The organism is Stenotrophomonas sp. NA06056, assembly GCF_013364355.1.
Classification (GTDB): domain Bacteria; phylum Pseudomonadota; class Gammaproteobacteria; order Xanthomonadales; family Xanthomonadaceae; genus Stenotrophomonas.
On sequence record NZ_CP054931.1, the window covers coordinates 787201 to 813039 of the forward strand.

Annotated in this window: 23 protein-coding genes; 15 read left to right on the plus strand and 8 right to left on the minus strand. The window is 66.0% G+C overall.

Annotated elements, in window-relative coordinates; genetic code table 11:
* Positions 1-4 precede the first annotated feature (4 nt).
* The 3 genes from HUT07_RS03475 to HUT07_RS03485 all read right to left on the minus strand — a co-directional run bounded on the left by HUT07_RS03475 (position 5) and on the right by HUT07_RS03485 (position 3198).
* Positions 5-553: an NADAR family protein gene (locus HUT07_RS03475; RefSeq protein WP_176019748.1), complete on the minus strand. Its 549-nt coding sequence runs from the start codon at positions 551-553 to the stop codon at positions 5-7.
* A 99-nt stretch (positions 554-652) separates the two neighbouring features.
* The gene (locus HUT07_RS03480) at positions 653-2605 is read right to left on the minus strand and encodes an acetyl-CoA hydrolase/transferase C-terminal domain-containing protein (protein ID WP_176019749.1); all 1953 of its coding nucleotides are present in this window, start codon (positions 2603-2605) and stop codon (positions 653-655) included.
* A gap of 35 nt (positions 2606-2640) precedes the next feature.
* Positions 2641-3198 (minus strand): flavin reductase family protein, encoded by a 558-nt coding sequence (locus tag HUT07_RS03485; RefSeq protein WP_176019750.1) that lies wholly within the window; start codon positions 3196-3198, stop codon positions 2641-2643.
* Positions 3199-3316: 118 nt separating this feature from the next.
* Here HUT07_RS03485 and HUT07_RS03490 point away from each other — a divergent pair, with 118 nt between their 5' ends.
* From HUT07_RS03490 to HUT07_RS03510, 5 genes are all read left to right on the plus strand, one after another.
* Positions 3317-3682, plus strand: a complete 366-nt coding sequence (locus HUT07_RS03490; protein WP_176019751.1) for a BlaI/MecI/CopY family transcriptional regulator — start codon at positions 3317-3319, stop codon at positions 3680-3682.
* Positions 3675-4889 (plus strand): TonB family protein, encoded by a 1215-nt coding sequence (locus tag HUT07_RS03495; RefSeq protein ID WP_176019752.1) that lies wholly within the window; start codon positions 3675-3677, stop codon positions 4887-4889. The genes HUT07_RS03490 and HUT07_RS03495 overlap by 8 nt, the downstream gene beginning before the upstream one ends.
* Positions 4889-5449 carry a hypothetical protein gene (locus HUT07_RS03500; RefSeq protein ID WP_176019753.1) on the plus strand — a complete coding sequence of 187 codons (561 nt, stop codon included), beginning with the start codon at positions 4889-4891 and terminating at the stop codon, positions 5447-5449. Before HUT07_RS03495 ends, HUT07_RS03500 begins: the two co-directional genes overlap by 1 nt.
* A gap of 234 nt (positions 5450-5683) precedes the next feature.
* Positions 5684-6040, plus strand: a complete 357-nt coding sequence (locus HUT07_RS03505) for a hypothetical protein (RefSeq protein ID WP_176019754.1) — start codon at positions 5684-5686, stop codon at positions 6038-6040.
* A gap of 73 nt (positions 6041-6113) precedes the next feature.
* Positions 6114-6587, plus strand: a complete 474-nt coding sequence (locus tag HUT07_RS03510; RefSeq protein ID WP_176019755.1) for a hypothetical protein — start codon at positions 6114-6116, stop codon at positions 6585-6587.
* Positions 6588-6618: 31 nt separating this feature from the next.
* Here HUT07_RS03510 and HUT07_RS03515 read toward each other — a convergent pair whose 3' ends face one another.
* Both HUT07_RS03515 and HUT07_RS03520 read right to left on the minus strand, forming a co-directional pair.
* Positions 6619-7419 (minus strand): MBL fold metallo-hydrolase, encoded by an 801-nt coding sequence (locus HUT07_RS03515; protein ID WP_176019756.1) that lies wholly within the window; start codon positions 7417-7419, stop codon positions 6619-6621.
* Between the two features lie 10 nt (positions 7420-7429).
* Positions 7430-8248 (minus strand): S1/P1 nuclease, encoded by an 819-nt coding sequence (locus HUT07_RS03520; protein WP_176019757.1) that lies wholly within the window; start codon positions 8246-8248, stop codon positions 7430-7432.
* A gap of 127 nt (positions 8249-8375) precedes the next feature.
* On the opposite strand from HUT07_RS03520, the gene HUT07_RS03525 reads away from it, so the two are divergent.
* Positions 8376-9503: a GGDEF domain-containing protein gene (locus HUT07_RS03525; protein ID WP_176019758.1), complete on the plus strand. Its 1128-nt coding sequence runs from the start codon at positions 8376-8378 to the stop codon at positions 9501-9503.
* Positions 9504-9655: 152 nt separating this feature from the next.
* On the opposite strand, the gene HUT07_RS03530 is transcribed toward HUT07_RS03525, so the two are convergent.
* The gene (locus tag HUT07_RS03530) at positions 9656-10285 is read right to left on the minus strand and encodes an OmpW family outer membrane protein (RefSeq protein WP_176019759.1); all 630 of its coding nucleotides are present in this window, start codon (positions 10283-10285) and stop codon (positions 9656-9658) included.
* Between the two features lie 193 nt (positions 10286-10478).
* Between HUT07_RS03530 and gap the strand changes: the two genes are divergently transcribed.
* The 8 genes from gap to HUT07_RS03570 all read left to right on the plus strand — a co-directional run bounded on the left by gap (position 10479) and on the right by HUT07_RS03570 (position 22221).
* Positions 10479-11483, plus strand: a complete 1005-nt coding sequence (gene gap / locus HUT07_RS03535; protein WP_025874252.1) for a type I glyceraldehyde-3-phosphate dehydrogenase — start codon at positions 10479-10481, stop codon at positions 11481-11483.
* A gap of 129 nt (positions 11484-11612) precedes the next feature.
* Entirely contained in the window at positions 11613-14294 is a 2682-nt protein-coding gene (locus tag HUT07_RS03540; protein WP_176019760.1) for a DUF2339 domain-containing protein, read from the plus strand.
* Positions 14291-15667, plus strand: a complete 1377-nt coding sequence (locus HUT07_RS03545) for a DUF3999 domain-containing protein (RefSeq protein WP_176019761.1) — start codon at positions 14291-14293, stop codon at positions 15665-15667. The genes HUT07_RS03540 and HUT07_RS03545 overlap by 4 nt, the downstream gene beginning before the upstream one ends.
* 639 nt (positions 15668-16306) lie before the next feature.
* Positions 16307-17482, plus strand: a complete 1176-nt coding sequence (locus tag HUT07_RS03550; RefSeq protein WP_176019762.1) for a phosphoglycerate kinase — start codon at positions 16307-16309, stop codon at positions 17480-17482.
* The gene (locus tag HUT07_RS03555) at positions 17479-18147 is read left to right on the plus strand and encodes an HAD hydrolase-like protein (RefSeq protein ID WP_176019763.1); all 669 of its coding nucleotides are present in this window, start codon (positions 17479-17481) and stop codon (positions 18145-18147) included. The genes HUT07_RS03550 and HUT07_RS03555 overlap by 4 nt, the downstream gene beginning before the upstream one ends.
* Positions 18148-18328: 181 nt before the next feature.
* Positions 18329-19795: a pyruvate kinase gene (gene pyk / locus HUT07_RS03560; protein WP_176019764.1), complete on the plus strand. Its 1467-nt coding sequence runs from the start codon at positions 18329-18331 to the stop codon at positions 19793-19795.
* A gap of 173 nt (positions 19796-19968) precedes the next feature.
* The gene (locus tag HUT07_RS03565; protein ID WP_176019765.1) at positions 19969-20973 is read left to right on the plus strand and encodes a class I fructose-bisphosphate aldolase; all 1005 of its coding nucleotides are present in this window, start codon (positions 19969-19971) and stop codon (positions 20971-20973) included.
* A gap of 135 nt (positions 20974-21108) precedes the next feature.
* Complete coding sequence (locus tag HUT07_RS03570) at positions 21109-22221, plus strand: ABC transporter substrate-binding protein (RefSeq protein ID WP_176019766.1); 1113 nt, start codon at positions 21109-21111, stop codon at positions 22219-22221.
* Between the two features lie 73 nt (positions 22222-22294).
* On the opposite strand, the gene HUT07_RS03575 is transcribed toward HUT07_RS03570, so the two are convergent.
* Positions 22295-22891 carry an O-acetyl-ADP-ribose deacetylase gene (locus HUT07_RS03575; protein ID WP_176019767.1) on the minus strand — a complete coding sequence of 199 codons (597 nt, stop codon included), beginning with the start codon at positions 22889-22891 and terminating at the stop codon, positions 22295-22297.
* Positions 22892-23212: 321 nt separating this feature from the next.
* On the minus strand, positions 23213-24172 hold the full coding sequence (gene cysK / locus HUT07_RS03580) for a cysteine synthase A (protein ID WP_176019768.1): 960 nt from the start codon (positions 24170-24172) through the stop codon (positions 23213-23215).
* A gap of 208 nt (positions 24173-24380) precedes the next feature.
* Here cysK and HUT07_RS03585 point away from each other — a divergent pair, with 208 nt between their 5' ends.
* The gene (locus HUT07_RS03585; protein WP_176019769.1) at positions 24381-25364 is read left to right on the plus strand and encodes a LysR family transcriptional regulator; all 984 of its coding nucleotides are present in this window, start codon (positions 24381-24383) and stop codon (positions 25362-25364) included.
* The last annotated feature ends 475 nt before the right edge of the window (positions 25365-25839 follow it).

Consider the following 25839-nt stretch of genomic DNA (forward strand, 5'->3'; position numbering starts at 1 on the left):
GACGTTACATCGCGTCCCGCACGTCCATCAGCGCAAACCCCAGCAGGTTCAATCCGCGCCACTGCGCCGGATTGTGTGCGTCGACGTGATCCTTGGCCAAGCCGATACCCCAGACGAAATCCACCGGACTGGCTTCCACCAGCACCTGGTCTGCCGTGGCACGCAGGAAATCGCCCAACGCCGCATTCTGCGAAAACTTGGCCCGATTGCCTTCGACCACCAACGCGTAGCGCGCCTGTGCCCAGAGCGCCTCATCGAAGCCCTCGATCTTCCGGCCCAGCGCTTTCACTTTGTCGGGCGTGTGGCTGGCCAGTACCTGGTCGAGGATATCGGTGGCACCAAACAGACGCGCTTTGCCGGCCATCATGAAGTGCTCGGCGGTGGGGTAGTGCACGCCATCAATGTTGAAGCCTGCGTCGTACCACTGGCTGAAACACGATGCCGCCACGCCTGTGCGCGGCGGCTGGTGGCCCCAGAAACAGAGATAGCGAAGATGCTCGCCATCGGCCTGGCGGCGTTGCAGGTCATGCAGGAAACGGGAATCGTTGTTCATCCGCACAGAATAGCGTGCCGCGTTGCTACGGTAGGTGCCAACCTTGGTTGGCACTGATCTGTATCCGCCGGGCGTGGCCCGGCGCTACCGTCTGCGCGGCTATGCGGTGCGCGCCAATGCCAGCCGCAGCAAACGCGCGTTCAACCGCTCGCCTAAATCCTTGGGTGACTGCAGTTCCATCCGCTGCAGGTACACCGCGTCGCCATCTCCCGCAGGCTGCCACAGCGCGGCCCACACGGTGCGCAGCTTGCTACCGCGCGTCTGCGTGTTGGCCTTCAGCCAGCCCAGTGCCTTCACCAGCACCTGCTCGATCTCGGTGAAATCGCTGCCCAACGGGTAATCGGGCAGGGTGCCATCGCTGCGGAATGGCGCCAGCGCTGCCGCCAGTGCTTGCGGTGTGTTGCGCTGCTGCCGCTGTGCATCCGGTTGTGCCGTTGCTACCAGCTTGCGGGCGGAGAAGGCCTGCTGCAGCAGCGCGTCCTGGAATGGCGCTTCGGTGATCGCCGCCATCGCATGCACGCAGTCGTCGTCGGTCAGGCCACGCACGTCGGCGATGCCGTACTCGTTGAGATAGATGTCACGCAGGTGGCGCGGAATGGTCGTGTGCCCGTAGTTCCAGCGCACATTGGATTCGCGCTGGCCACGATCATCACGGGCGGCGCGGAACATCAGCACACTGCGCGCTTCTGGCAGCGCGTGGGCCATCGCCACGAAGTTGTACTGGCCGCCAACGCCGGAGACCACGCGTCCGTCTTCCAGTGCATCGGATACCGCTGCGCCCAGCGCGGTGGCCATCATGCAGGAATTGAAGAAGCGTGCGTGCCGGCGCTGCAGGCGTTCCAGCGTTTCATTGCCGCCGTACAGCTGGTTGATCTCGCTGATGCGGCGCATGCCGATCGCCCGGCATTCGTCCTCGGGCAGGGTGCGCAGCCATTCGTAGAATTCGGATGAGCCGAGGTAGAACGCACCGTGCAGGTACTCGCCCTCCGCCTCCAGAGTGGCGTGGTCGATGGACAGCGTGCTGCCATTCTCGATGCGTTGCATCAGCGCCAGGTCATCATGCACCTTGCGCTTGATCACGCCGGTCTGCACCAGGCGGCGGAATCCCTCGTTGAGCATTTCGCTGCAGCCGTACAGGCCGATCTCGAACGGGTCCAGCCCGCCGATCTCCTGTACCAGCGGATGGCTGGCCAGTTGCGGGTCCAGCGCGTCCAGCACGCGCCGGTAGCGCGCATTGTCAGTGTGGCGCAGCACCAGTGCATGGCTGAGCGCATCGGCCAGGGTGCCGATGCCGATCTGCAGCGTGCCGCCGTCGCGCACCAGGGTGCTGGCATACAGGCCGATGGCATAGTCGGCGTCGGCCACCGGTTGCCGCGGCAGCCCGAACAATGCCGGATACGGCGCTGGCGGGGTGATGACCAGATCGAAGAAGGACACGTCGACCGTGGCCGTGCCGCCCAGGTACGGCAGCTGCGGATCGATCTCGGCGACCAGCAGCGGACGCGGCAGGCCGCGTGCGGTCATCGCGTCCAGCGTGTCCTGGGTGATGTCGTTGTTGCAGGACAGCGACAGGCGCCGGTCGTCCGGGCGCATCGCTACTTTCTGCACGATCACCTGCGGCGCGCGCTGGGCGACGGCGTCGGCAGCGTGGGTGTAGTTGAGGCTGGTGTAGCTGGACTGCGCCTGCCGCGAACCGAGCAGTGCACCGGACTGCATGTAGAACTCTTCCACCTGCACATGCGCTGGCAACGCATCGCGGGCGATTGCATCGGCATAGGCCAGGCGCGGGAAGTCTTCACCGAAATGGCGGGCCGCGAACGGCGCCATGAAGCGCGCTTCCAGGCCGTCGCCGCGGGCCTTGGGCGGGTTCAGCGACAGCGCGGTGTACAACTGCAGCGGTCGCGACGGGTCCTGCTCGACACGCGCATACAGGGCGTTGAGCAGGCGGTGAGGTTTGCCCAGCGCCAGCGGCGCACCGATCCGCAGCGGCCCGTCCACGCGCGCGAACAACCAGTCAACGGCGGCGTCCAGGTCGGTGAGGTGTTCGGTCATGCGGGGCGGTCCTGCTTCGGGGGGGAGTGCGGGCATTACAGCATGTCGGGCTTGAACCGCCGTCGACGCGAGACTTCGGCGCCGGACACCATGAACTGGCCATCGCCGCGGTAGTGGAACGTGCGCGGCAGCTTCGGCCGCGGCGCCACGTGCGCGCGCACGATTTCCCAGATGAAGAGATTGCTCGATTCGACCTGGCTGTCGTCATGCAGGCGGCACTCAAAACTGGAATGGCACTGGCCCACCAGCGGCGCCCCCACATCCCGCGCCGGCACCGCATCCAGGCCAAACCTGTCGAACTTGTCCACGTCGCGCCCGCTGCAGTTGCCGATGTCGACCACGGTGTCCAGCAGTTCCACCCCCGGCACGTTGATCACGCATTCGCCGCTGTCCCGGGCGAGGGCAAAGCTGTGGTTCTCGTTCCACAGATAGGTGGCCACCAGCGAGGGCGAAAAGCCCATCACCATGTGCCAGCCCATCGTCATCAGGTTGCGCTGGCCCTGCGCTGCAGTGCTGACCAGCACGATCGGGCCCGGTTCCAGGAAGCGGCGTGCGTCCTCGACGGGGTAGTCCTTCTTGCGCAGCGGCTTCATGCAGGCTCCGTGGGCGGTGGGTTCGATGCTGGTCCGGGGTGGATGAACCGCATGTCGAGGGGCTTGACAGAGAGTTCGATTACGCGCGTAATCGGTTTGTCGATTACGGATGTAAACCATGACCCCGATCAGCGAAGCCGAGGCCGTAGTAATGGAGGTGCTGTGGCAGCAGGCACCGCGAACTGCCGACGAGGTCGTGGCCGCACTGGCCCACCGCGATTGGGCCGAGCCGACCATCAAGACCCTGCTCAACCGCCTGCTGACCAAAGGCGCCATCGCCGCCGAGCGCGATGGCCGACGTTACCTGTACCGACCGCTGCTGCAGCGCCAGGTGTGGGTGGAGGCGCAGAGCCAGGACTTCATCGGGCGCGTGTTCGAAGGCCGTGTGGCGCCGCTGGTGGCGCATTTCAGCGAACGCGGCCAGCTGAGCGCGCAGGACATCGCCGAACTGAGGAAGCTGATCCAGGAGCTGGACCATGACTGAGCTGCTCGACGGACTGTGGCGGGCAAGCCTGTGGCTGGCGCTGGGCGTAGTCCTGCTGGCGGTACTGCGGCCGTTGCTGGTGCGACTGGGCGGCGCCGGACTGGTGTATCGCAGCTGGTGGCTGCTGCCGCTGCTGCTGGCCGCGCTGCTGCTTCCCTTGCCGCAGGTCGCGCTGCTGCAGCATGTGCCGGCCTTGCCGCTGAAGGTCGTGCCCGAAGCAGTGGAAGGCCTGCCAACGGCGTCACTGCAATGGCCCTGGGTGCTGTTGCTGGTTTGGACACTGGGCGCCGGCCTCTGCCTGCTGCGCGACCTGCGCGCACAGCGTCGCTTCGAACGTGGCATGGGCGGGCTGCGGGCGCGTGCCGATGGCAGCTGGCAGGCCAGTGGCGATCCCGGGCTGCCGGCGCTGGTGGGCCTGTGGCGGCCGCGCATCGTGGTCGGCCCGGATTTCGACCGGCAGTTCAACGCGCAGGAGCAGCGCCTGATCCTGCAGCACGAGCGCAGCCATCGTCGCAATGGCGATCACTGGGCCAACGGCGCGCTGTTGCTGATGCGCGCGATGTTCTGGTTCCACCCGCTGCTGCCATGGGCCGCACGTCGATTCCTGCGCGACCAGGAACTGGCCTGCGATGCCCGCACCATTGCCCCGCAGCCCGCGCTGCGCGGCCTTTACGCCAGCACGCTGCTGAAGGCGCAGCTGGTCCACCCGGTTGCGCCGGCGGTCTGCCATTGGCGCAGCCAACCCGTGTTGAAGGAGCGTATCGCCATGTTGCAGCAGTCCAAGCGGAAGGCATTGCCGTGGGTATCGGGGCAGGTACTGGTGGTTGGCTTGTGCCTGGGGATGGGGGCGGTGGCGTGGGCCAGCCAGAGTGGCGCAATGGCGGCCGGTCCAACGGTGGCCGTCATGGACCGGGAGATCCGGGTCGACAAGATGCCACCACCGAGCTACCCGAAGAGCGCGGTCGAGCAGAGCCAGACAGGCGTGGTGGTGCTCCGCGTCGACGTTGATGCGCAGGGTGCTGTCAGCGATGTGCGTGTAGTGAGCGCCACCAATCCGGGTGTGTTCGAAGCGGTATCGATCGCAGCAGCGCGAAGCTGGACCTACCGCCCGGCGCTGAGGAGCGGCAAGCCGGTGGCGGGCGCCGTGCGCATTCCGATCACCTTCGCCATGGATGAGAGCGACGACGTGACGGAGACCGCCAGGTGATGCGCATCGCACTGCTGATGGCAGCGGGGATGCTTGTCGGCTGCGCTACCCGGGAACGACTGAGCACCGTCGACACCCGCAATGAAAGCGTCGGCCATCATCGTCTGCACGCGGAAGGAAAAGGGGGCAGCGGCCAGGTGCAGGCGTACACGCTGGGAGCAACCGAAGGCTATCGGATGCCGCAGCTGTATGCAGCGCCGGAGCCGCAGATCGGTGACCGTGACCCACGCACCGAGCTGGCCCCGACCACGATCTGCCTGCAGGTGGTGGTTGATGCCGAAGGCGCTGTCGAGCGAAGCCTGGCGCTGACCGACCGCAGCGAATGCGCAGCAGGCGCGGCAAGCGAGAATGCGCCTCTGCTGCAGGCGGCGCAGGAGGCGGTGTCGATGTGGAAATATTCAGCCGCCGCCGTCTGCCACTTCGCACCGGGCAAGGTGCCGAGCGACCGTGGCGACTGCGAAGGGGCCGAGCGCGTCGAACCGGTGCCGGTGAGCCTGCTGTATGCCTTCACCTTCGAGATCGTGAAGGGCCAGCATGTGGTGCGCACGCGTGGGAAATGAATGGGGTGGGCCGGTGCACGTCCATCGGCAACGTTGCCAGTAACCTCGGACCTGGCCCTCATGGGCTGTTCTTGCTCTTGACAGGTCTGAACGAGATGCGTAATTCAGCGATCTGCAGGCCTATGTCATCGTGAGGGGGCGGCTGTGCGAGCCAACAGGACAACCGTGCTTCTCCTGGCCAGCGTGGGCTGCATCGGTGCCTTTAGGGATCACGGTGGAGACGTTCCAACTCCGATGAGCCGCGAGTTCGGGGTATGCATTTTCCTTCATGCCGGTGACAGCTACCAGGTGAAAGCCCCGGGACTGGATTTTGAACAGGGATTGTTGAAGCTGGCTGGCAAGGACATTGATGTCTACATCGGGAATCATCCTTCCTACGATGGCATTCGATGGAATCGAGACCTGAGCCCGACCCGTGGATTCGTGCTGGTCGGCACGGAGCATTCGAGGGGGAAGGACCGGGTGCTGCTCGGCACCAAACGCGCAGACCAGAAAGGCTTGATCTACGTGCAGTTCATGGGGACTGACCTCGAAGCGAAGCTTCCCGTTCTGACGCGCAGTGATCTGGTTGTGGATTGCGAACTGGATTGAGGGAAGCAGATCTGCAAAGGATTGAGAATCCCATACCGGCCTTTGCTCCGTTCTTCCTACAGTGGGATCTCAGATGAAGCGCTCGCTTTTACTTTTTTTGCTGATGCTGGTATCCGGCTCGACGGCTGCATCGGTTTCAGTACATATCGGCGGCAAGCCAACGGAACTTGTAACGGCGCAATCCGCGGGCATGAAGGTCGAAGTACAACTGGGCATCCGCGCGACAACTGCCGACGATCCCCGACATGCAGTCTGCGAAGGCGCACGCCCCTGCAAAGGAGTGCAATCGCTGCAGATCAGGGTCAATGGTGCGGCCTTGCCGGTCCCGCGTTCTGCCTATTTTGATCTGGTGGACCTTTCCAGTGCGAAGATCGATCTCGGCCCTAAGGGCGGCAGCCTGATGTTGCAGGGCGGTGACGCCTCGGAGAGTTACAACGTGCGTATTCGGTTCAGTAAGAACAGGGTCCTGTCGAGAGAGATCTTTGTTGGAACGTCGCAGGATGACCTGTTGGAGGAAACCACCTACCACGAGGTGAGTATCGGATAGCCGCCTCTCTCTGATGGCCGTCCCCCGGACCTCACGCCCCGCCCTGGATGTTCGCCTTCACCGCCGGCTGCATCAGCGTTGGCTCTGCCAGCGTCGCATCACGCGCCTGACGCACGCTGACAAATTCGGCTTCGCCCACGCCGTCATGCACGTGGATATTGTGCGCGCGCTGTTCGCCGATGGTGGTTTCATTGGCGAAATCGCGGCCGCCCGGGCCGTAGTCGTGGCAGACGAACACGCGGGTGGCATCGGGCAGGGCAAGCAGGCGCTGGATCGAGCGGTACAGCTGCGCGGCATCGCCGCCGGGGAAATCGCAGCGCGCGGTGCCGCCATCGGGCATGAACAGCGAATCGCCGGTGAAGACAGCATCGTCGATCAGGTACGCGATGCTGTCGCTGGTGTGGCCAGGCACGGCGATGATGCGTCCCTGCAACTCACCCAGTGCGAACGTCTCACCATCGGCGAACAGGTGATCGAAGACTGCATGCTCATCGGGCAGTTCCAGCCCATAGCGCGGTGCAAACGTGGCCTGCACCGCGCGGATGCCTTCGCCGATCGCCAGCGTCGCCTGCGGGAACCGCTGCTTGAGCCGCCGCCCGGCCGACACGTGGTCGGCATGGGCGTGGGTTTCCAGCAGCCAGCGCACGTGAAGCTGCTGCTGCGCGATGGCATCGAGCATCGCGCGTACCGGCGATTCGCTGCTGGCGTCGGTATCCGGGTCGTAATCCAGTACCGGGTCGATCAGCGCCGCCTCCCTGCTGGCCGGGTCGCTGACCAGGTAGCTGAAGGTATTGCTGTCACGGTGGAAGAACGATTGCACCTGGACCGACATCGGACACTCCTCAGCGTGTGGCGAGCACGCGGTTCAGCAACTGCGCCAGGTTCTCACCGGCCAGTCGCAGCTGCGCTTCGGCCACAGGCCGGTAGCGCGTGGTGTAGTCGTCGCCGATCTTACGCGAGGCAGGGTAAACGCCAGGTTGCACGGAAATGCGGCAGCTGGCTTCAGCCCAGCTGACGGGATCACGCTGCGGGTTGGACTGGCGTGCCAGCTTCGGCGCCGGCAGCGCGCGCAACACCGGCAGGTAACCGGCATCGTCGACCTTGCGGGTATTGAGCATGCCGCTGTCCCACAGCGAGTGCAGGTTGGTGCCGCGGTTGCCGAACTGCAGCTGGAAATCGTTGCCGCCCTTGTCGTGCGCGTAGCCGGCGTGCATCGGCTGGTGGATGTCGCCGACCAGGTGCACGACGAACTTCAGTGCCTGCAGGCGCTCGCCATCGGCCAGGCTGCGGTCGCCGAGGATCGCGCTCTGTGCCTTCAGGGCTTCGACGATGCAGTTGCCGCCCTTGCAGTGCTTCGGCGCCTCGTAGTGGCAGCCATCTTCGGCGATGTTGACGTAGTGCCAGCCGGCCGAGCGACGGCCGAGGCCGGGGTCTTTGGCGCGCAGCTGGTCGGCCCAGGGCGCGATGCTGGCCAGGGTGGCGCCGGGTTCGGTCGCGAGCAGGCGATCGACCTCGGTGCGTGCGGTCGGGGTGAGGCGGCTGTCAGCGACTTCGGCGACAAGGCGGTGGCCTTGCGCGCCCCAGGCGTGGGCGGGGGCGGACAGGGCCAGCAGGGCCGGCGCGAGAGCGGCGGCGAGGAACAGGGAGTGCAGTGCTTTCATCCGCTCATTCTAGCCGCGGGCAGGTGCCTGGGTCGTTGATGGAAAGCGGCGTGTTCCTGATCGCAGTGCCTACGCCTTCTTGATCGCAGCGACGCTACGGTATCCAGGCCACGCACGGGAGGCGGCAATGATCACGACGGACAGGCGCATCACCGCTGTACGCATGGACGAGGCTGGCTTCGATGCCGCTTTCAATGCACAGGTGCTCTGGCGCATGCGCTGGGCCTGTGCCATCGCCGCCGGATTCTCGCTCCTGTTCATCCTGCTGGACCGCCAGTGGTTGCCCGCCGATGTCGGCGGTGATGTGTTGCGCTGGCGCCTGGGCCTGCTGCTGCCGGCCCTGATGATCGGCGTGATGATGACCTTCCTGGCCCCGTGGCGCCGCCATCAGCAGCGCATCGGCGGTGCAATGGTGCTCTGCAGCGGCCTGGCGCTGGTGGCGATGGTGTGGACGGCGCACCGTTCAGTCACAGGGTATCCCTATGAAGGGGTGAGCCTGTTCCTGCTGTTCAACTACTTCCTGTGCGGGTTGCGCTTCAAGGTTGCTTCGATCAATGGCGCGGTGATCAGCCTTGCCTTCGCGGCGGCCGAAGTGCACGTACTGCCACATGGCCCGGCGCTGGCCGAGGCGCTGATGTTCGTGGTGGCCACCAACGTGGCCGGCATGATGGGCAGCTACATTTCCGAGCGGCAGGCACGTGCTGCATTCATCGCCGAGCAACGGCTGGATGCGATGGCCAACCACGATGGCCTGACCGGGCTGCTCAACCGACGCGCGTTCGATCGCCGTGCGAAGCAGATCTTCCAGGGGTATCTGCGCAGGCCGCATCCGCGTGGCGCATTGCGCATTGCGATGATCGATATCGACTATTTCAAACGTTACAACGATCATCACGGGCACCCGGCTGGCGATGACGTGCTGCATGCGGTTGCGGCCACGTTGGCGGCACAGCTGACGGCTGCCGATTCGGTAGTGGCGCGCTACGGAGGGGAGGAATTCGTGGCCCTCGGCCACTGGACGCCTGGCCAGCCCGAATCGGCGCCCTTCGAACAGTTGCGGCAGCAGGTACAGGCGCTGGGGATTGCCCATGCCGATTCGGACGCAGCGCCGGTGGTGAGCGTGAGCATCGGTGTGGCACGGTGGCACGACGATGGTGCCGATTCACTTGAACAGGCGTTGGCACGCGCCGATGTGGCGCTGTATCGCGCCAAGGAGAGCGGCCGCAACCGGGTGGAAGTGGCGACGGACCAATAGGAACGCGATCCTCGCTGGATCCACGCCATGCGTGGATGCGTCGTTGCGTCGAACGACGAAAAAAGCCCCGGCACACACATACCGGGGCAACATGCTGCGAGGGTTTTGCCTGTAGCGGGGAAGCGGGGGCCAAGCCCCCGCCAAACAACCCCTTAGAACTTGAAGACGTAGGACGCGCCGTAGACCAGCGGATCGATGTTGACCGTGCCGATCTTCTCGCCATCCAGCTTCACCTTGCTGTCGATGTCGATCCAGCGCATGTCCACGCGCAGGGCGCCCTTCTCGCCAATCGCGAAGTCGATGCCCGCATGCGCGGCCAGGCCCCACGAATCCTGCAGCTTCAGCTTGCTGCTGGCCAGCGCACCGGTGGTGTCTTCGCTGAAGAAGGTCGTGTAGTTCACGCCTGCACCGATGAACGGCGATACCTTGCCCTTGCTGTTGAAGTGGTACTGCAGGGTGACCACCGGCGGCAGCTGCTTGGTGCTGCCCACGCGGCCCAGGCCGTTGATGTTGATGTCGTGCTTGAACGGCAGCGCTGCCAGCACTTCGATGCCCAGGTTGTCGGCGATGAAGTACTCACCGGTGATGGTCGGCTTGACGTCGTTGTCGACATCGACCTTCAGGGTGCCACCGGCCAGCCAGCCGTTGTTCGACTTCGGGGCGACCTGGTGCACGCCGGCGGAAAGGGTCCAGTCGCCCTTGGACTGGGCCATGGCCGGGGCGGCGGCCAGCGACAGGGCGGCGGCCAGGCTGGCCACGATCAGGGGGGAGGTCTTGCGCATGGGGGTGATCTCGTTGCTGGGTGGATGCGGCCAGTCTCGGCCTCACGCCGCGCTAACGCTTTGATCCGGATCAAATCCTGTCCGGCCGCCGTCCCGGGGTCGGCCTTGGCCGGCGGTGGTCAAGGCCGGCCTGCTAGACTTGTGGGCCCTATCCACCCCGCCGCACCTGTCGCGGCTGCAGGAGCTTGAGAACATGGCAATCAAGGTTGGTATCAACGGTTTCGGTCGCATCGGGCGTAACGTCCTGCGCTCGGCGGTGCTGAACTTCGGCGACGACATCGAAATCGTGGCCATCAACGATCTGCTGGAGCCGGATTACCTGGCCTACATGCTCAAGTACGACTCCGTGCACGGCCGTTTCAAGGCCGACGTAGCCGTCGATGGCAAGGATCTGCTGGTCAACGGCAAGAAGATCCGCCTGACCCAGGAACGCGATCCGTCCAACCTGAAGTGGGACGAAGTCGGCGTCGACGTCGTGCTCGAAGCCACCGGCCTGTTCCTGGACAAGGTCAGCGCGCAGAAGCACATCGATGCCGGTGCCAAGAAGGTCATCCTGTCGGCACCGTCGAAGGACGACACGCCGATGTTCGTATTCGGCGTGAACGACAAGACCTACGCCGGCCAGGCGATCATCTCCAACGCCTCGTGCACCACCAACTGCCTGGCGCCGCTGGCCAAGGTCATCAATGACAAGTGGGGCATCAAGCGCGGCCTGATGACCACCGTGCATGCGGCCACTGCCACCCAGAAGACCGTCGATGGCCCGTCCAACAAGGACTGGCGCGGTGGCCGTGGCATCCTGGAAAACATCATTCCGTCCTCCACCGGTGCCGCCAAGGCTGTCGGCGTGGTCATTCCGGAACTGAACAAGAAGCTGACCGGCATGAGCTTCCGCGTACCGACCTCGGACGTGTCGGTGGTCGACCTGACCGTCGAGCTGGAAAAGGAAGCCACCTACGCCGAGATCTGCGCCGAAGTGAAGGCACAGAGCGAAGGCGCGCTGAAGGGCATCCTGGGCTACACCGAAGACAAGGTGGTGGCCACCGATTTCCGAGGTGAAACCCACACCTCGGTGTTCGACGCTGATGCCGGCATCGCCCTCGACGGCACCTTCGTCAAGCTCGTGTCGTGGTACGACAACGAGTGGGGCTACTCCAACAAGTGCCTGGAAATGGCCAAGGTCGTCGCCGCCAAGTAAGGCCTGCGAAGATCGTTGCGCGAACCCCGGCCTGGCCGGGGTTCGTCGTTTTAGGGGTCCGGCCTGACGTAGCATGGGCGAGTCGACCGCCGCCATCGTGGCGCGCGGGATCGCATTGGAAGGCGAGGAATGGAAGCACTCTTGGTCCTGGCAGTACTGGTCCTGCTGGCGATACCGCTGCTGCTGGTGGTGGCGCTGGTGATGATTGCTGGCCTGCGCCGGCGGGTCGCCGCGCTGGAGGCCGCACAGACCGTGCAGGCCGCGCCCACTCTGGCCGGGACTGTCGGCCGTGCGCCCTCGGCCGTGGCCGAGCCTCCGCGCGCGCCTGCGGCAACTCGCGAGGCCAGCAGCGAACCGTCGTTCCTGCGGCCCACGGCAACCCCGGCGCCAACGCCGGTCGCCGCCCGCGAAGCGCTGTTGCCTGCGCAGCCCGCGCGTCCGCTTCCGCCTCCGCCGTTGCCACCGGAACCCACATTGCCGCCGCTGCCGCCAGAACCGGCCCTGCCGAATCTGCTCGAGCGCGCGATCGGTGCGGTCAAACACTGGTTCACCCAGGGCAACGTGCCGGTCAAGATCGGCATGCTGGTGCTGCTTGCCGGTGTCGCCGCGCTGCTCAAGTACGTCAGCGACCAGGGCTGGCTGGTGGTGCCGGTCGAACTGCGGCTGGCGGGCATCACCGTCGGTGCGCTGGGCCTGCTGGCCTTCGGCTGGCACCAGCGCGAGCGCCGACGGATGTTCGCGCTGGCCTTGCAGGGGGGGGCCATCGGCGTGCTGCTGCTGACCATCTTCGCTGCCTTCAAGCGTTTCGATCTGCTCGCCCCGGGTTTCGCCTTTGCCAGTTCGATCGCCCTGGTCGCGGGACTGTGCGTGCTGGCGGTGGTGCAGAACTCGCGCACATTGGCGGTGCTGGGCATCCTGGCGGGCTTCATGGCGCCGCTGTGGCTGTCCACCGGCAGTGGCAACCACGTTGGGCTGTTCAGCTACTACGCCGTGCTCAACGCGGGCATTTTCGCCATCGCGTGGTATCGCCCGTGGCGTGTGCTGAACCTGCTCGGCTTCGCGTTCACCTTCGGCATCGGCACCTTCTGGGGCGTGCTGCAGTACGACGCGGCCAAGTTCGCCAGCACAGAACCGTTCCTGCTGCTGTTCTTCGCCTTCTATCTGCTGATTCCGCTGTTGTATGCGCGCCGGCAGCCGGCCGGGCGTCGCGATCTGGTCGACGGCAGCCTGGTGTTCGGCACGCCGCTGGTCGCCTTCTCGCTGCAGGCCGGCATGCTGCACGAACAACCGATGACGCTGGCCCTGTGCGCGCTGGGCCTGGCGGCGATCTATGCCTTGCTGGCACGCGCTCTGATCGCGCGCGCGTCGTACACGGTGCTGGCGCAGTCGCATGCGGTCCTGGCGGTCGGCTTTGCGACGCTGGCGGTGCCGTTGGCCTTCTCGGCGCGGGCTACCGGCGCGGTATTCGCGCTGGAAGGCGCTGGCCTGGCGTGGCTGGGGTTGCGCCAGAAGCGCTGGTTGCCGCAGGTGACCGGTGCGCTGCTGCAGCTCGCGGCCGCATTCGCGTTCGTGGTCGGTGCCGATCATTGGCACCAGGACCAGCGCTTCCTGCTCAACCCGACCGCAATCGGCGCGCTGCTGCTGGCCGTGGCAGGTTTTGCCGCAGCGTGGAGCTACCAGCGCAGGCAGCGCCATGACATCGCCCTGGCTTACTACCTGTGGGGCCTGCTGTGGTGGTTGGGCGGTGTCGCGCATGAAATCGGCCGCTTCTTCGAGCATTCGGCGCAGGCCGATGCCGTGCTGGTGCTGGCCGCCGTCACTGCGTGGCTGGCATCGGAAGTGCAGCGGCGCATGCCGGCGCGTGCGCTGGGCGTGACCGCGCTGACGATGCTGGCAGCGGGCTTCCCGTTGGCGCTGCTGCAGAGCGACGCGCACCAGCAGCCGTTTGCCGGATATGGCGCATTGGCGTGGGCGGTCTTCGCGGTGCTCGGCGTGCGCAGCCTGCTGTGCCTGCGCCAGGGCAGTGGTGGCGTGGCCCGTATCGCGCAGTTCCTGTGGTGGCTGCTGTGGCCGTCGCTGCTTTCGCTGCTGGCCCTGTGGGGCGGCGGCGACGCGCGCCTGGCGCAGGGCTGGACCGCGCTGCTGGTGACCCTGCCGTGGTTGCTGCTGGCGTCACTGTCGCTGTGGCGCTGGAACGTGCTGCGCTGGCCGCTGGGTGCTGCGTTTGATTCGGTGCGCCTGCCGCTGCAGAGCGTGATTTTCGCGGTGCTGGCGATGGCCTGGTTGTTCGGCCTGACCCTGGCGGGTGACGCCACGCCGCTGCCGTGGTTGCCGCTGCTCAATCCTGCCGAACTGGCGCAGTGGGTCAGCCTGTTGCTGATCGCGCGCTGGCTGTATGACGCGCACGGACCGGCGCCGCTGCAGCGCTTGCGTGTACCGGTGCTGGCCGTGGCCGGTTTCATCGCGTTGACCAGCACCGTGCTGCATGGCGTGCATCATTGGGGCGGGGTGGTCTGGGATCCGACGATGGCCCGCTTCAGCCTGGCCCAGACCAGCCTGACCGTGTTGTGGAGCGTGCTGGGCGTGATTGCCTGGGTGTGGGGCTCCCGTCGCGGCCAGCGTGTGCTGTGGATGGTTGGCGCCGTGTTGATGGCCGTGGTGCTGGCCAAGCTGGTGCTGATCGACCGCCAGCATCTGGGCAACCTGCTGGGAATCGCATCGTTCATCGCCTACGGCCTGCTGTGCACCGTGGTGGGTTACCTGGCGCCTGCGCCGCCGAGCGCACCGCCAATCGTGGAGGAAAAACAATGAGCAAGTGGAGCCGAGCGTTGCTGCCGGTGTTGTTGGGCGTGGCCGGTGCAGTTGCCGCGCAGGCCACGGACTACCGCGCGCAGTACGCCGAACAATGGCCGCTGAGCCTGTCCAGCGCGCAGTCCGGTGCCTATCGGGTGGTGCTGGAGCCGGCGATCTATCGCCGCGCAGGCGCCGCCGATCTGGGTGACCTGCAGGTGTTCAACGCCGCTGGCCAAGCATTGCCGTCGGCGCTGCTGGCGCCGGACCAGCCGTTGGCGCAGCCGCCGGTACAGCGCGAGCTGCCCTGGTTCGCGCTGCCGGCGTTGGCCGAGGCCCAGCGCAACGACCTGCAGTTGCTGACCGAGCGCGATACCGATGGTCGTGTGCGCCGGGTCGAAGCTCGGCTCGGTGGTGGTGCGGTGGCGAACGGGCAGGGCGGCTGGTTGATCGATGCCAGCGTGCTCGGCCAGCAACCGTTGGCAGCGCTGGTGCTGGACTGGGCCGAAAGTGGCCAGCCGCTGCAGGCGCAGGTGCAGCTCGATGCCAGTGATGATCTGCAGCGCTGGCAGTCGATCGCCCGCGATGTTCCGCTGGTGGACCTGCAGCGCGCGGGCAAGCGCCTGCTGCAGCGCCGCCTGCAGGTCGACAGCACGGTGCGCTACCTGCGGATCCTGCCGCAGGGCGAGGCACGCCTGCCGGAGCTGCGCAGTGTATTGGCGGAACTGCCGCCGGCGCCGGCAACGGTGCCCTGGGAGTGGCTGTCGCTGACACCGACCGCACAGGGCAAGGGGGAATTCACGTTCGAACTGGATGGTCGATTCCCGGTGACCCGGGCCGACGTCGCCAGCACCGACAACAGCCTGGTGCAGTGGACGTTGTTCAGCCGCGATGATGAAGGCGCCGAATGGCAGCGCCGCAGTGCCCCGTGGATCGCCTACCAGTTGCAGCAGGGTGCACCGGGCCAGCGCCAGCAATCGGCGGCACAGCCGTTGGGCGGCATGTACCGCGACCGCTACTGGAAGCTGGTAGCGAGCCCGGTGGAGACCACCAGCGTCCCGACCCTGCGCCTGGGCTATCAGCCGGAAGTGATGGTGTTCCTCAGCCAGGGCGCAGCACCCTACGCGCTGGCCGTGGGCAGTACGACCGCGCGCCGTGCGGAGGCACCGATCGCGGTGTTGATCGAGGAACTGCGGCAGCGCAATGACCCGGCGTGGCAGCCGACGCTGGCACGGTTGGAGGGCAGTCCGGAGACGCTGGCCGGTGATGCGGCGCTGAAGCCCCAGCACGACTGGAAGGCGTGGCTGCTGTGGGCGTTGCTGGGGTTGGGGGTGCTGGTTGTTGGCGGACTGGCGTTGAGTCTGCTGAAGCAGAAGCCGTCGCCTTCGGCGTAGTTTGCGGCGAACGGCGCAGCCCCTCGTGGGTGGTCGGTCGTTCAGAGCAGAAGCCGTGGTTTGGCCGGGCGGGTGGACTGTGCAGGGGGCGCCGCAAGTACGTCCCTGTAGGCTTGGCAGCCGCATCCATGCGGCTGACACCCCTGCCCAGCCCACCCGCCCGGCCTCTGACAATTTCCGGGTGCGTCCACCCACGGAAGAGAAAAAAGAAGAGCAGGAGCAGAAGCGGGTCGCTTCGCTCGACGGCCGTCGGGGTCGGAGCCGTTTTCCGCAGGAAAACGGCTCCGACCCCTTCTTTCTCCATCCGACACCAGAAACCGCCTTTGCTTTCTCCGTCCGCTCCGCCTCATGAACCTGTCGAGGCCGGGGCGGTGTGGGCTCGCGGGGGCGTAAGCGCCATGGATGGCGCGCCCGAGCCTCCAGGGATGGATTCACGGCGTCCCCCGCGGGCCCATACCGCCCCGGCCCACCCACAGCACCACGAAGCGCCAGCGCTTCGGCCGTTGCTGTTGCTGTCGCCGTTGCCGTTGCCGTTGCTTCGAAGCCTGCCGCAGGCAGCGGCGCGGCCGCCAGCCGCACCCGATACAATGGCTGTCTGCCGCACACCGGCATCCCATCTCCAGAGCCAAAGAGTTGCCCATGTCCATCGTCCGCATGACCGACCTCGACCTCTCCGGCAAGCGCGTGCTGATCCGCCAGGATCTGAACGTGCCGATCGAGAATGGCCGCATCACCTCCGAACAGCGCATCACCGCTTCGCTGCCGACGCTCAAGCGCGCGCTGGAGCAGGGCGCGGCGGTGATGGTCACCTCGCACCTGGGGCGCCCGAAGGAAGGCGTGTGGAGCGAGGCCGACTCGCTGGCGCCGGTGGCTGCGCGCCTGTCCGAACTGCTCGGCCGTGAGGTCCCGCTGGTGCGTGACTGGGTCGACGGCGTCGACGTGCAGCCGGGCCAGCTGGTGCTGCTGGAAAACTGCCGCATGAACGTCGGCGAGGGCAAGGATGATGAAGCCCTGTCGAAGAAGTACGCCGCGCTGTGCGATGTGTTCGTGATGGACGCGTTCGGTACCGCGCACCGTGCGCAGGCGTCTACCCATGGCGTGATCCGCTTCGCTCCGGTCGCTGCCGGCGGCCCGCTGTTGATGGCTGAACTGGATGCGCTGGCACTGGCCCTGGATGCACCGGCCAAGCCGCTGCTGGCCATCGTCGCCGGCAGCAAGGTCAGCACCAAGCTGGAACTGCTGGCCAACCTGGTCGGCAAGGTCGACCAGCTGATCGTCGGCGGCGGCATCGCCAACACCTTCATCGCAGCGGCCGGCTACAACGTCGGCAAGTCGCTGTACGAGCCGGACCTGCTGGACACCGCGAAGAAGATCGTGGCAGACGCCAAGGCACGCGGTGCGGACATCCCGCTGCCGGTGGACGTGGTGACCGCCAAGCAGTTCCTGCCCGACGCGGTTGCCGAAGTGAAGGCCGTTGATGCGGTGGCCGAGGACGACCTGATCCAGGACATCGGCCCGCAGACCGCCGCGCAGTACGCACAGCTGATCCAGAAAGCTGGCACCGTGGTCTGGAACGGTCCAGTGGGCGTGTTCGAGTTCGAAGCCTTCAGCAAGGGCACCGAAGCACTGGCCCGCGCCATCGCCAGTTCGCCGGCGTTCTCCATCGCCGGTGGTGGCGACACCTTGGCCGCGGTCGACAAGTTCGATATCGCACAGCAGGTCAGCTACATCTCCACCGGTGGCGGCGCGTTCCTGGAGTTCCTGGAAGGCAAGACCCTGCCGGCGGTGGCGGCTCTGGCTGCGCGCGGCGCATGAGCGTTGACCTGCAGGTGGACGGAGAAGAGCGTGCAACGCTCTTCTTCGACATGGATGGCACGCTGATCGATTCGGAAGTGGGCATCACCACCTGCATCGCCTATGCGCTGCAGAAGATGGATCACCCGGTGCCTTCGCAGGAAACGCTGCAGGGCTGGATCGGCCCGTCGCTGCGCACCACGTTCGCGCCGCTGTTCGGTGATGCCGAACGGGTGGAGCAGGCCGTGGCCTTCTATCGCGAGCGTTTCGACGTGGAAGGCTGGCGCGAGCACACGATCTATCCGGACATCGAAGCGGCCGTACGTGCGCTGCACGAGCGGGGGCATCGTTTGGCCGTGGTCACCGCCAAGAACGAACCGCATGCCCGCCGCATCGTCGAGCATCTGCCGTTCGGTGAGCTGTTCGAGGACGTGATCGGTTCAACGCCGGATGGCTCGCGCAGCAGCAAGCCGCAGCTGGTGGGCGAGGCGCTGCATCGTCTGCAGCTGGCGCCGGAACGCTGCTGGATGATCGGCGACCGCCGCATGGATATCGAAGGTGCCCGCCACCACGGCCTGCGCAGCGTGGGCGTGCTGTGGGGCTTTGGCGGCGAGCAGGAGCTGACCGAGGCCGGTGCCGGGCAGTTGGCCCGTGAGCCGGGGCAGCTGCTGGCACTGCTGGCCTGACCTAGACGATGCCAAGCGCCGGGCCTTGCCCGGCGGTGTTTCCGCTGCCATCGACCAGCGTATGTCCGGAACATGTCCGTGCGATGTCCCGCAGAGTCAGGCAGCACAAGGCTGTAACCGTATACATGGGACGTGAAGGATGTGCTAATTTCCGTCCTTTAACGGGAGAGGCCCATCCATCATGTTCGAGCGTCAGCGTCGCACCAAGATCCTTGCCACCCTCGGTCCGGCTACCGATCCGCCGGGCGTGCTGGAGGATCTGTTCCGCGCAGGCGTCAACGTGGTGCGCCTCAACTTCAGCCACGGTGACCCGTCCGGCCAGGCCAAGCGTGCCGCCGATGTGCGCGCCGCTGCGCAGCGTGTGGGCGTGGAAGTGGGCATCCTGGCCGATCTGCCGGGCCCGAAGATCCGCATCGAGCGCTTCGCCGAAGGCAAGGTGCAGCTCAAGGCCGGCGACCGTTTCGACCTGATTGCCAGCACCGATGCCGGCCCCGGCGATGCCACCCAGGTGGGCGTGAGCTACCTCGGCCTGCCGCAGGACGTGACCGCCGGTGACGTGCTGCTGCTCGACGATGGCCTGATGCAGCTGCAGGTGGTGGAAGTGCAGGGCGATCGCATCATCAACACCGTGCTCAACGACGGTCCGTTGTCCGATCGCAAGGGCCTGAACAAGCAGGGCGGTGGCCTGTCGCTGGGCGCGCTGACCGAGCGTGACAAGGAACTGATCGGCATCGTCGCCAAGATCGGCGTGGACTTCATCGCCGTGTCGTTCTGCCGCAATGCGCAGGACATGAACGATGCGCGCGAGATCGCCGAGTCGCATGGCTGCTACGCCGCGCTTGTGTCCAAGATCGAGCGCACCGAAGCCATCGAGAACCTGGAAGAGATCGTCGACGCCAGTGACGTGGTGATGGTGGCGCGTGGTGACCTGGGCGTGGAAATCGGCGATGCCGAGCTGCCGGGCCTGCAGAAGAAGATCATCAAGGCCTCGCTGGCGCAGAACAAGGTGGTGATCACCGCCACGCAGATGCTGCAGTCGATGGTCGAAAGCCCGATTCCGACCCGCGCCGAAGTGCTGGACGTGGCCAACTCGGTCATCGACGGTACCGATGCGGTGATGCTGTCGGCCGAAACCGCCGCCGGTGCCTATCCGGTCAAGGCGGTCGAAGCGATGGCCCGCATCTGCCTCGGCGCCGAGCGCCAGTTCCAGACCGAGACCGACTTCGGCGCCTCGCCGCGCAACCTGGAACGTGCCGACCAGGCCATTGCCATGGCCACCATGTTCCTGTCACAGCACGTGGGCGTGCGTGCGATCGTGGCGATGACCGAATCCGGTGGCACCGCCCGCTATCTGTCGCGTTTCCGTGCGTCGGCTCCCGTCTTTGCGGTTACCCGCCACGATGGTGCCCGCCGGCAGATGGCGCTGATGCGCGATGTGTTCCCGATCAACTTCGACAGCCGTGGCTTCACCCCGCGCGAAGCCGCACGCGGCAGTATCCGCCTGCTGGTGGAAGGCGGCATGCTGCAGGCCGGAGACCGCGTGGTGTTCACCAGCGGTGAGCACATGGAAACCCACGGCGCGACCAACACCCTGCGCCTGCTGGAAGTGGGCGACGACGGCCGCGCCAGCGGTCTCGGCGACCTTTAAGCCGGTTGCAGCGGGAGGCCAGATCCCGGCGCGGGATCTGGCCCGACTGTGAACGCGTGCGGACATTTCCTGTCCAGTGCGGACATGGAAGCGTTTCCATCCTGTCCTCCACGTCGGGGCAACGGGTGGCGGGGCTATACTTACGTTTTTCCCGCACCCGCCACAGGAAATACATGAGCATCGAACAGCTGGCCGAAACCGCCCAGGCCATGGTCGCCCCGGGCAAGGGCATCATCGCGATCGACGAATCCACCGCTACCATCGCCAAGCGTTTCGCCAGCGTCGGTATCGAGAACACCGAAGAGAACCGTCGTGCCTACCGCGAGCTGCTGCTGACCACGCCGAAGCTCAACGAGCACATTTCCGGCGCCATCCTGTACGACGAGACCATCCGCCAGTCGACCAAGGACGGCGTGCCGTTCGCCAAGTACATGGCCGACCACGGCATGATTCCGGGCATCAAGGTGGACAAGGGTGCGCATCCGCTGGCCGGCTGCCCGGGCGAGCTCGTCACCGAAGGCCTGGACGGCCTGCGCGAGCGCCTGCAGGAGTACTACAAGCTGGGTGCGCGCTTCGCCAAGTGGCGTGCGGTCATCAACATCGGCGAGAGCATTCCGTCGGGCACCTGCATCGAGTCCAACGCGCATGCGCTGGCCCGCTATGCAGCGCTGTGCCAGGAATGCGGCCTGGTGCCGATGGTCGAGCCTGAAGTGATCATGGATGGCGACCACGACATCGAGACCTGCTACGAAGTCACCGAAGCCACCCTGCGCTCGCTGTTCGACGCGCTGTACCAGCAGAACGTGCTGCTGGAAGGCACCATCCTGAAGGCCTCGATGGTCATCTCCGGCAAGGGCTGCGACGAGCAGGCCGACGTCGAGGAAGTGGCCGAGTCGACCGTGATGTGCCTCAAGAGCACCGTGCCGGCGATCCTGCCGGGCGTGGTGTTCCTGTCCGGTGGCCAGAGCGACGAGCAGTCCACCGCGCACCTCAATGCCATGAACCAGATGGGACATCTGCCGTGGCCGCTGAGCTTCTCCTATGGCCGTGCCATGCAGCAGGCGGCACTGAAGCTGTGGGCCAAGGACATGAAGGGCAACTACGCCGCCGCGCAGAAGACCGTCTACGAGCGCGCCAAGGAAAACGGCCAGGCCGCCCTGGGCAAGTGGAACGGCTGATCCGCCGTTTCGCAGCATGAACTGAACAAGGCAGCGCCGGCATCACGCCGGCGTTTGCTTTTGCCGGTATCGTTGCCGCCTCCCGCACGCCAGGCCAGTGCGTGGGGCATACATGGAAGGCCAAGGAGAAAGAGCATGCGCATTACCGCAATCACGCTGGCCGTTGCCACGGTGCTGGCCGTCGGCGGCTGCAACCGGATGGGTGGCAGCACTGATGTGGGCAAGGCCCCCACGCTGGAGTTCGACAAGCCGGTATCCGGCGAAATCACTTCGCGCAGCGGCGTCAATTTCAATGATGGCAGCCACCATCAGCTGTACCAGCTGAAGCTGGAAGACAAGCAACTGGTCGGTATCAAGTTGACCGGCGCGCTGCGCGGCTCGATTGCCGTGTTCAACAGTGGCGTGCTGGTGGCCAGCAGCAGCTCGGGCTACGAGCGCGGCGACGACGTCTCGCTGGCGTTCCGCGCCAATGGCACCGGCAGCTACCAGGTGGCCATCAATGCCGATGGCCCTTCGGCCTTCGGCCCGTACCGCCTGCGCGCCGAGAAGCTGGTGCCGTATGACGGCAAGCCGATGGTGGCTGAAGGTGAGATCGTCGACCTGCTGGTATCCAAGTCGCAGGATTACACCCTGCAGGTGGACAAGGCTGGCATGTACGAGATCCGTCTGGAATCGGATGCGTTCGATACCGTGCTGAAACTGGACGGCAACGGCGCACAGTCTGAAAACGACGACGGCGGTGACGGCACCAATTCGCGCATCGGCATGCCGCTGGAACCGGGCAAGTACACCCTGCGCGTCCGCAGCCTGGGCGAAGACGGTACCGGCACCTTCAAACTGACCGCCAAGCGTACCGAGCTGCCGGCCAACATGGTCATGCGTGATGGCACCACCCTGCCGAGCTCCGGCAGCGTGTTCGCCATGCTCGATGGCGAAGGTCGCCGCCGCTTCCTGCTGAGCCTGCCGCGTGCGGCCGATGTGCGCCTGGACGCGATCTCCAGCCAGGTGGATACGGTGCTGCGCGTGGTCGGTTCGAACGTGGAGCTGGCCGATGACGATGGTGGCAACGGCACCAACGCACGCCTGGAAGAATCGCTGCCGGCCGGCCATTACACCGTGGACGTGTCCAGCCTGAGCGATGAAGCGGGCATGGTGGAAGTGCGCGTACAGATCGATGGCGCCGCTTCGGCCGCGGCATCAGATGCTGCTACGGCGGCGGCCGACGCTGCCGCCGAAGTGGCGAACTGAGGCTGTCGCGACGGATGTAAACGAAAAAGGCCGGGCAATGCCCGGCCTTTTTTCTTCCACGCCTCGCATTGTTTCAATGCGCCGGCACGAAGCCGTTATCGCTCAGTGGCGGCAGCAGCGACGCGCGCCCACTGTCGGCGACCTGGCCTGCAGCCGTCAGCGCCTGCTGGTAGGCCTTGGCGGTCGCGGTGTTGAACGCCACCAGCACGATCCGCATCGGCTGGGCGTGGCTGCGTTGCCAGGCCATGGTTTCGGTTACCGCGATCTGCGCCGCCTGGTACAGCGGATAGCCATACACGCCGCAGCTGATGGCCGGGAACGCGATTGACTGCAGGTTCAGCGATTCGGCCAGCTGCAGCGACTTCCAGTAGCAGTTCGCCAACAGGGCCGGCTCGTCGCGCTGGCCGTCGTGCCAGACCGGACCGACGGTATGCAGTACGTGTCGTGCCGGCAGCGCATGGGCATCGGTTGCGCGAACCTCACCGGTCGGGCAACGCACGCCGGGGCGCAGCTCCGGCAATCGCTCGCACTCTGCCAGCAGGCCAGGGCCGGCCGCACGATGGATCGCGCCATCGACACCGCCGCCGCCGAGCAGTGACTCATTGGCCGCGTTGACGATCGCATCCACCGCCAGGGCCGTGATGTCGCCCTGCCACACTTCGATCTTCATGCGTCCGTCTCCTGCCTGTAATTGTTGCGCGCCGTGCCCACGCTGGCTGTACCCGCATCTTGCGGGACAGGGCATCCATGCTGCGTCATGACCGTCTCACGCACTGCGATCCGCGCGGTTCACGCACGATGGCCGGTGGCGCCTTCACGCAGGCTGAAGCGAGCGCCGCACGCAGGCGAAACGAAAGTTTCCGGAGTGCGTTGCTTCTGATTACTGGAGGAAACTGTCCGCTTCCAGCGGCAATGCCCATACAGGATTGCGCAAATGAAAACGCCCACCGCGAGGGTGGGCGTCGTCCTGCTGTCATCGACAACGCGGCGATCAGGGCAGACCGGCCAGCCAGTCGTCGTCCGAGCCTTCATTGACGTCGGCGAACAGCGGCGTGGAGAAGTAGCGTTCACCAGTGTCCGGCAACATCGCCAGGATCACCGCACCCGGTTCAGCACGATTGGCCACATCCAGTGCACTGGCAACAGTGGCGCCCGCGGAGATGCCGACGAAGATGCCTTCCTCCGCGGCCAGCCGACGTGCGGTGGTGATCGCGCGGTCATCTTCCACTGTCACCAGTTCGTCCACCACAGTGCGGTTGAGCACATCGGGCACGAAGTCCGGGGTCCAGCCCTGGATCTTGTGCGGCTTCCAGTCGTCGCCCTTCAGCAATGCGGCACCTGCCGGTTCGGTGGCGATGATGCGGGTGTCAGGGCGGGCGACCTTCAGCACCTCGCCGACCCCGGTCAGCGTGCCGCCGGTGCCCCAGCCGCTGACGAAGTAGTCCAGGCGCTTGCCGGCGAAGTCACGCAGGATCTCCGCGGCGGTGGTGTTGCGGTGGTACGCCGGGTTGGCGGGATTGGCGAACTGGCTGGCCAGGAACCAGCCGTGCTCCTCGGCCAGTTCGCGTGCCCTGCGCACCATGCCGCTGCCGCGCTCGGCGGCCGGGGTCAGGATGACCTTCGCGCCGTAGGCGCGCATCAGCTTGCGGCGTTCCACCGAGAAGGTCTCGACCATCGTCGCCACGAACTTGTAGCCGTGCGCGGCGGCCACCATCGCCAGGGCGACGCCGGTGTTGCCCGAGGTGGCCTCGACGATGGTGTCGCCGGGCTTGAGCAGGCCACGCTGTTCGGCATCGAGGATGATCGCCAGCGCCAGGCGATCCTTCACCGAGCCACCCGGATTGAAGGATTCGACCTTGGCGTACACGGTCACGCCCTGCGGCGCCAGGCGTTGCAGCTTGACGATGGGGGTGTTGCCGATGGTGTCGAGGATGGAGTCGTACAGGGCCATGGAAGCGCTCCAGGAGCAGGCCGCGCCGGGCTTGGCGGGCGGAAGGGAAGAGGGCTGGCTGTTCAGGCCAGCGGCTGCCGGCTGACCGTAGCGCCGGCATATGACGCCCGGAAATGACCAGATACCTTTCTTAAACAACCTTTGGTTATAAGCTGGTGACGGCAATTGACCCTAGAGTGGACCTCCGCCCCCACATCGCCCGCCTGCCATGACGCTGACCCAGCTGCGCTACCTGGTTGCCATCGCCGACGCCGAGCTGAACATCACGCTCGCCGCCTCGCGCGTGCACGCCACCCAGCCCGGTCTGTCCAAGCAGCTCAAGCAGCTGGAGGACGAACTGGGCTTCCTGCTGTTTGTACGCAAGGGGCGCAGCCTGGAGTCGGTCACCCCGGCCGGCACAGAGGTGATCAGCCGCGCCCGCGCCGTGCTGTCCGAAGCCAACAACATCCGCACCTACGCGGCCAACCAGCGTCGCGAGAGCCAAGGCCAGCTGATCCTGACCACCACCCACACCCAGGCGCGCTTCGTGCTGCCGCCGGCCGTGGCGCGCATCAAGCAGGCTTATCCGCAGGTCAGCGTGCACCTGCAGCAGGCCGGTGAGGCCGATGCGCTGGACCGGCTGAACCAGGGCGATGCCGATATCGCGATCATCAGTACTGCCGGCAGCGAACCCAGCGACGGCATCGCCGTACCGCTGTTCCGCTGGCGGCGGCTGGTGGTGGTGCCCAAGGGCCATCCACTGGACCGCGCCGGGCGCGCACCGGACCTGGCGGCGTTGGCTCGCCAGCCATTGATCAGCTACGAATCCTCGACCCGGCCCAACTCCTCCCTGCAGCGCGCTTTTGCCGCGCAGAACCTGGTGCCCGATCTGGCGCTGACGGCGCTGGATGCCGACCTGATCAAGACCTATGTGCGCACCGGCCTCGGGGTCGGCCTGCTGGCTGAAATGGCGATCAGCGCCAACGATGAGGACCTGCGGGTATGGCCGGCGCCGGCGCCGATCACCGAGTGCATCGCCTGGGCGGTGCTGCCACGCGACCGGGTGCTGCGTGATTACGCGCTGGAGCTGGTGCATGTGCTGGCGCCGCAGATCGATCCGCGGGACCTGCGGAGGGTGCTGGATGGCAACCAGGCCGCGTCCTGGCCGGTACCGCCGACCTGGGAATCGCTGACCCAGACCATCACGGTGTGAGGGTGGGTCGAGCAGGGCTGCGCCCTGCACCTGCTACCGGCCGGAGCAACAGCAACAGCAACAGCAACAGCGTGCATTCCGTGGGATGGCGGGGCGGTGTGGGCAGGCAGGACACGCCGTAAACCCGTCCATGGGGGCTCGATGGCGCCATCCATGGCGCCAACGGTCCTGCCTGCCCACACCGCCCCGCCTCTGAGAGATTCCGACGGCTGTTGGTAGGTGTCGACCTTGGTCGACACGGTAGATCCACGCCATGCGTGGATGCTTTTCGATCAATTGTCGAAATATTCGATTTCGATAGAGATTCATCCACGCATGGCGTGGATCTACAGATCGCGGAAATCTGTCGAAGGCGGGGTGGTGTCGGATTGCGGGGTGTCCGCGGCATGGATGCCGCGGCCAAGCCCCCATGGATGGGTTTACGGCGTCCCCGCAATCCGACACCACCCCGCCTCCCCACAGGAAGCCAGCTTCT

What these genes read in the sequence shown, in the direction of transcription:
- HUT07_RS03475 (WP_176019748.1), bottom strand. Translation starts at nt 553, where the DNA reads ATGAACAACGATTCCCGTTTCCTGCATGACCTGCAACGCCGCCAGGCC.
- HUT07_RS03480 (WP_176019749.1), bottom strand. Translation starts at nt 2,605, where the DNA reads ATGACCGAACACCTCACCGACCTGGACGCCGCCGTTGACTGGTTGTTC.
- HUT07_RS03485 (WP_176019750.1), bottom strand. Translation starts at nt 3,198, where the DNA reads ATGAAGCCGCTGCGCAAGAAGGACTACCCCGTCGAGGACGCACGCCGC.
- HUT07_RS03490 (WP_176019751.1), top strand. Translation starts at nt 3,317, where the DNA reads ATGACCCCGATCAGCGAAGCCGAGGCCGTAGTAATGGAGGTGCTGTGG.
- HUT07_RS03495 (WP_176019752.1), top strand. Translation starts at nt 3,675, where the DNA reads ATGACTGAGCTGCTCGACGGACTGTGGCGGGCAAGCCTGTGGCTGGCG.
- HUT07_RS03500 (WP_176019753.1), top strand. Translation starts at nt 4,889, where the DNA reads ATGCGCATCGCACTGCTGATGGCAGCGGGGATGCTTGTCGGCTGCGCT.
- HUT07_RS03505 (WP_176019754.1), top strand. Translation starts at nt 5,684, where the DNA reads ATGAGCCGCGAGTTCGGGGTATGCATTTTCCTTCATGCCGGTGACAGC.
- HUT07_RS03510 (WP_176019755.1), top strand. Translation starts at nt 6,114, where the DNA reads ATGAAGCGCTCGCTTTTACTTTTTTTGCTGATGCTGGTATCCGGCTCG.
- HUT07_RS03515 (WP_176019756.1), bottom strand. Translation starts at nt 7,419, where the DNA reads ATGTCGGTCCAGGTGCAATCGTTCTTCCACCGTGACAGCAATACCTTC.
- HUT07_RS03520 (WP_176019757.1), bottom strand. Translation starts at nt 8,248, where the DNA reads ATGAAAGCACTGCACTCCCTGTTCCTCGCCGCCGCTCTCGCGCCGGCC.
- HUT07_RS03525 (WP_176019758.1), top strand. Translation starts at nt 8,376, where the DNA reads ATGATCACGACGGACAGGCGCATCACCGCTGTACGCATGGACGAGGCT.
- HUT07_RS03530 (WP_176019759.1), bottom strand. Translation starts at nt 10,285, where the DNA reads ATGCGCAAGACCTCCCCCCTGATCGTGGCCAGCCTGGCCGCCGCCCTG.
- gap (WP_025874252.1), top strand. Translation starts at nt 10,479, where the DNA reads ATGGCAATCAAGGTTGGTATCAACGGTTTCGGTCGCATCGGGCGTAAC.
- HUT07_RS03540 (WP_176019760.1), top strand. Translation starts at nt 11,613, where the DNA reads ATGGAAGCACTCTTGGTCCTGGCAGTACTGGTCCTGCTGGCGATACCG.
- HUT07_RS03545 (WP_176019761.1), top strand. Translation starts at nt 14,291, where the DNA reads ATGAGCAAGTGGAGCCGAGCGTTGCTGCCGGTGTTGTTGGGCGTGGCC.
- HUT07_RS03550 (WP_176019762.1), top strand. Translation starts at nt 16,307, where the DNA reads ATGTCCATCGTCCGCATGACCGACCTCGACCTCTCCGGCAAGCGCGTG.
- HUT07_RS03555 (WP_176019763.1), top strand. Translation starts at nt 17,479, where the DNA reads ATGAGCGTTGACCTGCAGGTGGACGGAGAAGAGCGTGCAACGCTCTTC.
- pyk (WP_176019764.1), top strand. Translation starts at nt 18,329, where the DNA reads ATGTTCGAGCGTCAGCGTCGCACCAAGATCCTTGCCACCCTCGGTCCG.
- HUT07_RS03565 (WP_176019765.1), top strand. Translation starts at nt 19,969, where the DNA reads ATGAGCATCGAACAGCTGGCCGAAACCGCCCAGGCCATGGTCGCCCCG.
- HUT07_RS03570 (WP_176019766.1), top strand. Translation starts at nt 21,109, where the DNA reads ATGCGCATTACCGCAATCACGCTGGCCGTTGCCACGGTGCTGGCCGTC.
- HUT07_RS03575 (WP_176019767.1), bottom strand. Translation starts at nt 22,891, where the DNA reads ATGAAGATCGAAGTGTGGCAGGGCGACATCACGGCCCTGGCGGTGGAT.
- cysK (WP_176019768.1), bottom strand. Translation starts at nt 24,172, where the DNA reads ATGGCCCTGTACGACTCCATCCTCGACACCATCGGCAACACCCCCATC.
- HUT07_RS03585 (WP_176019769.1), top strand. Translation starts at nt 24,381, where the DNA reads ATGACGCTGACCCAGCTGCGCTACCTGGTTGCCATCGCCGACGCCGAG.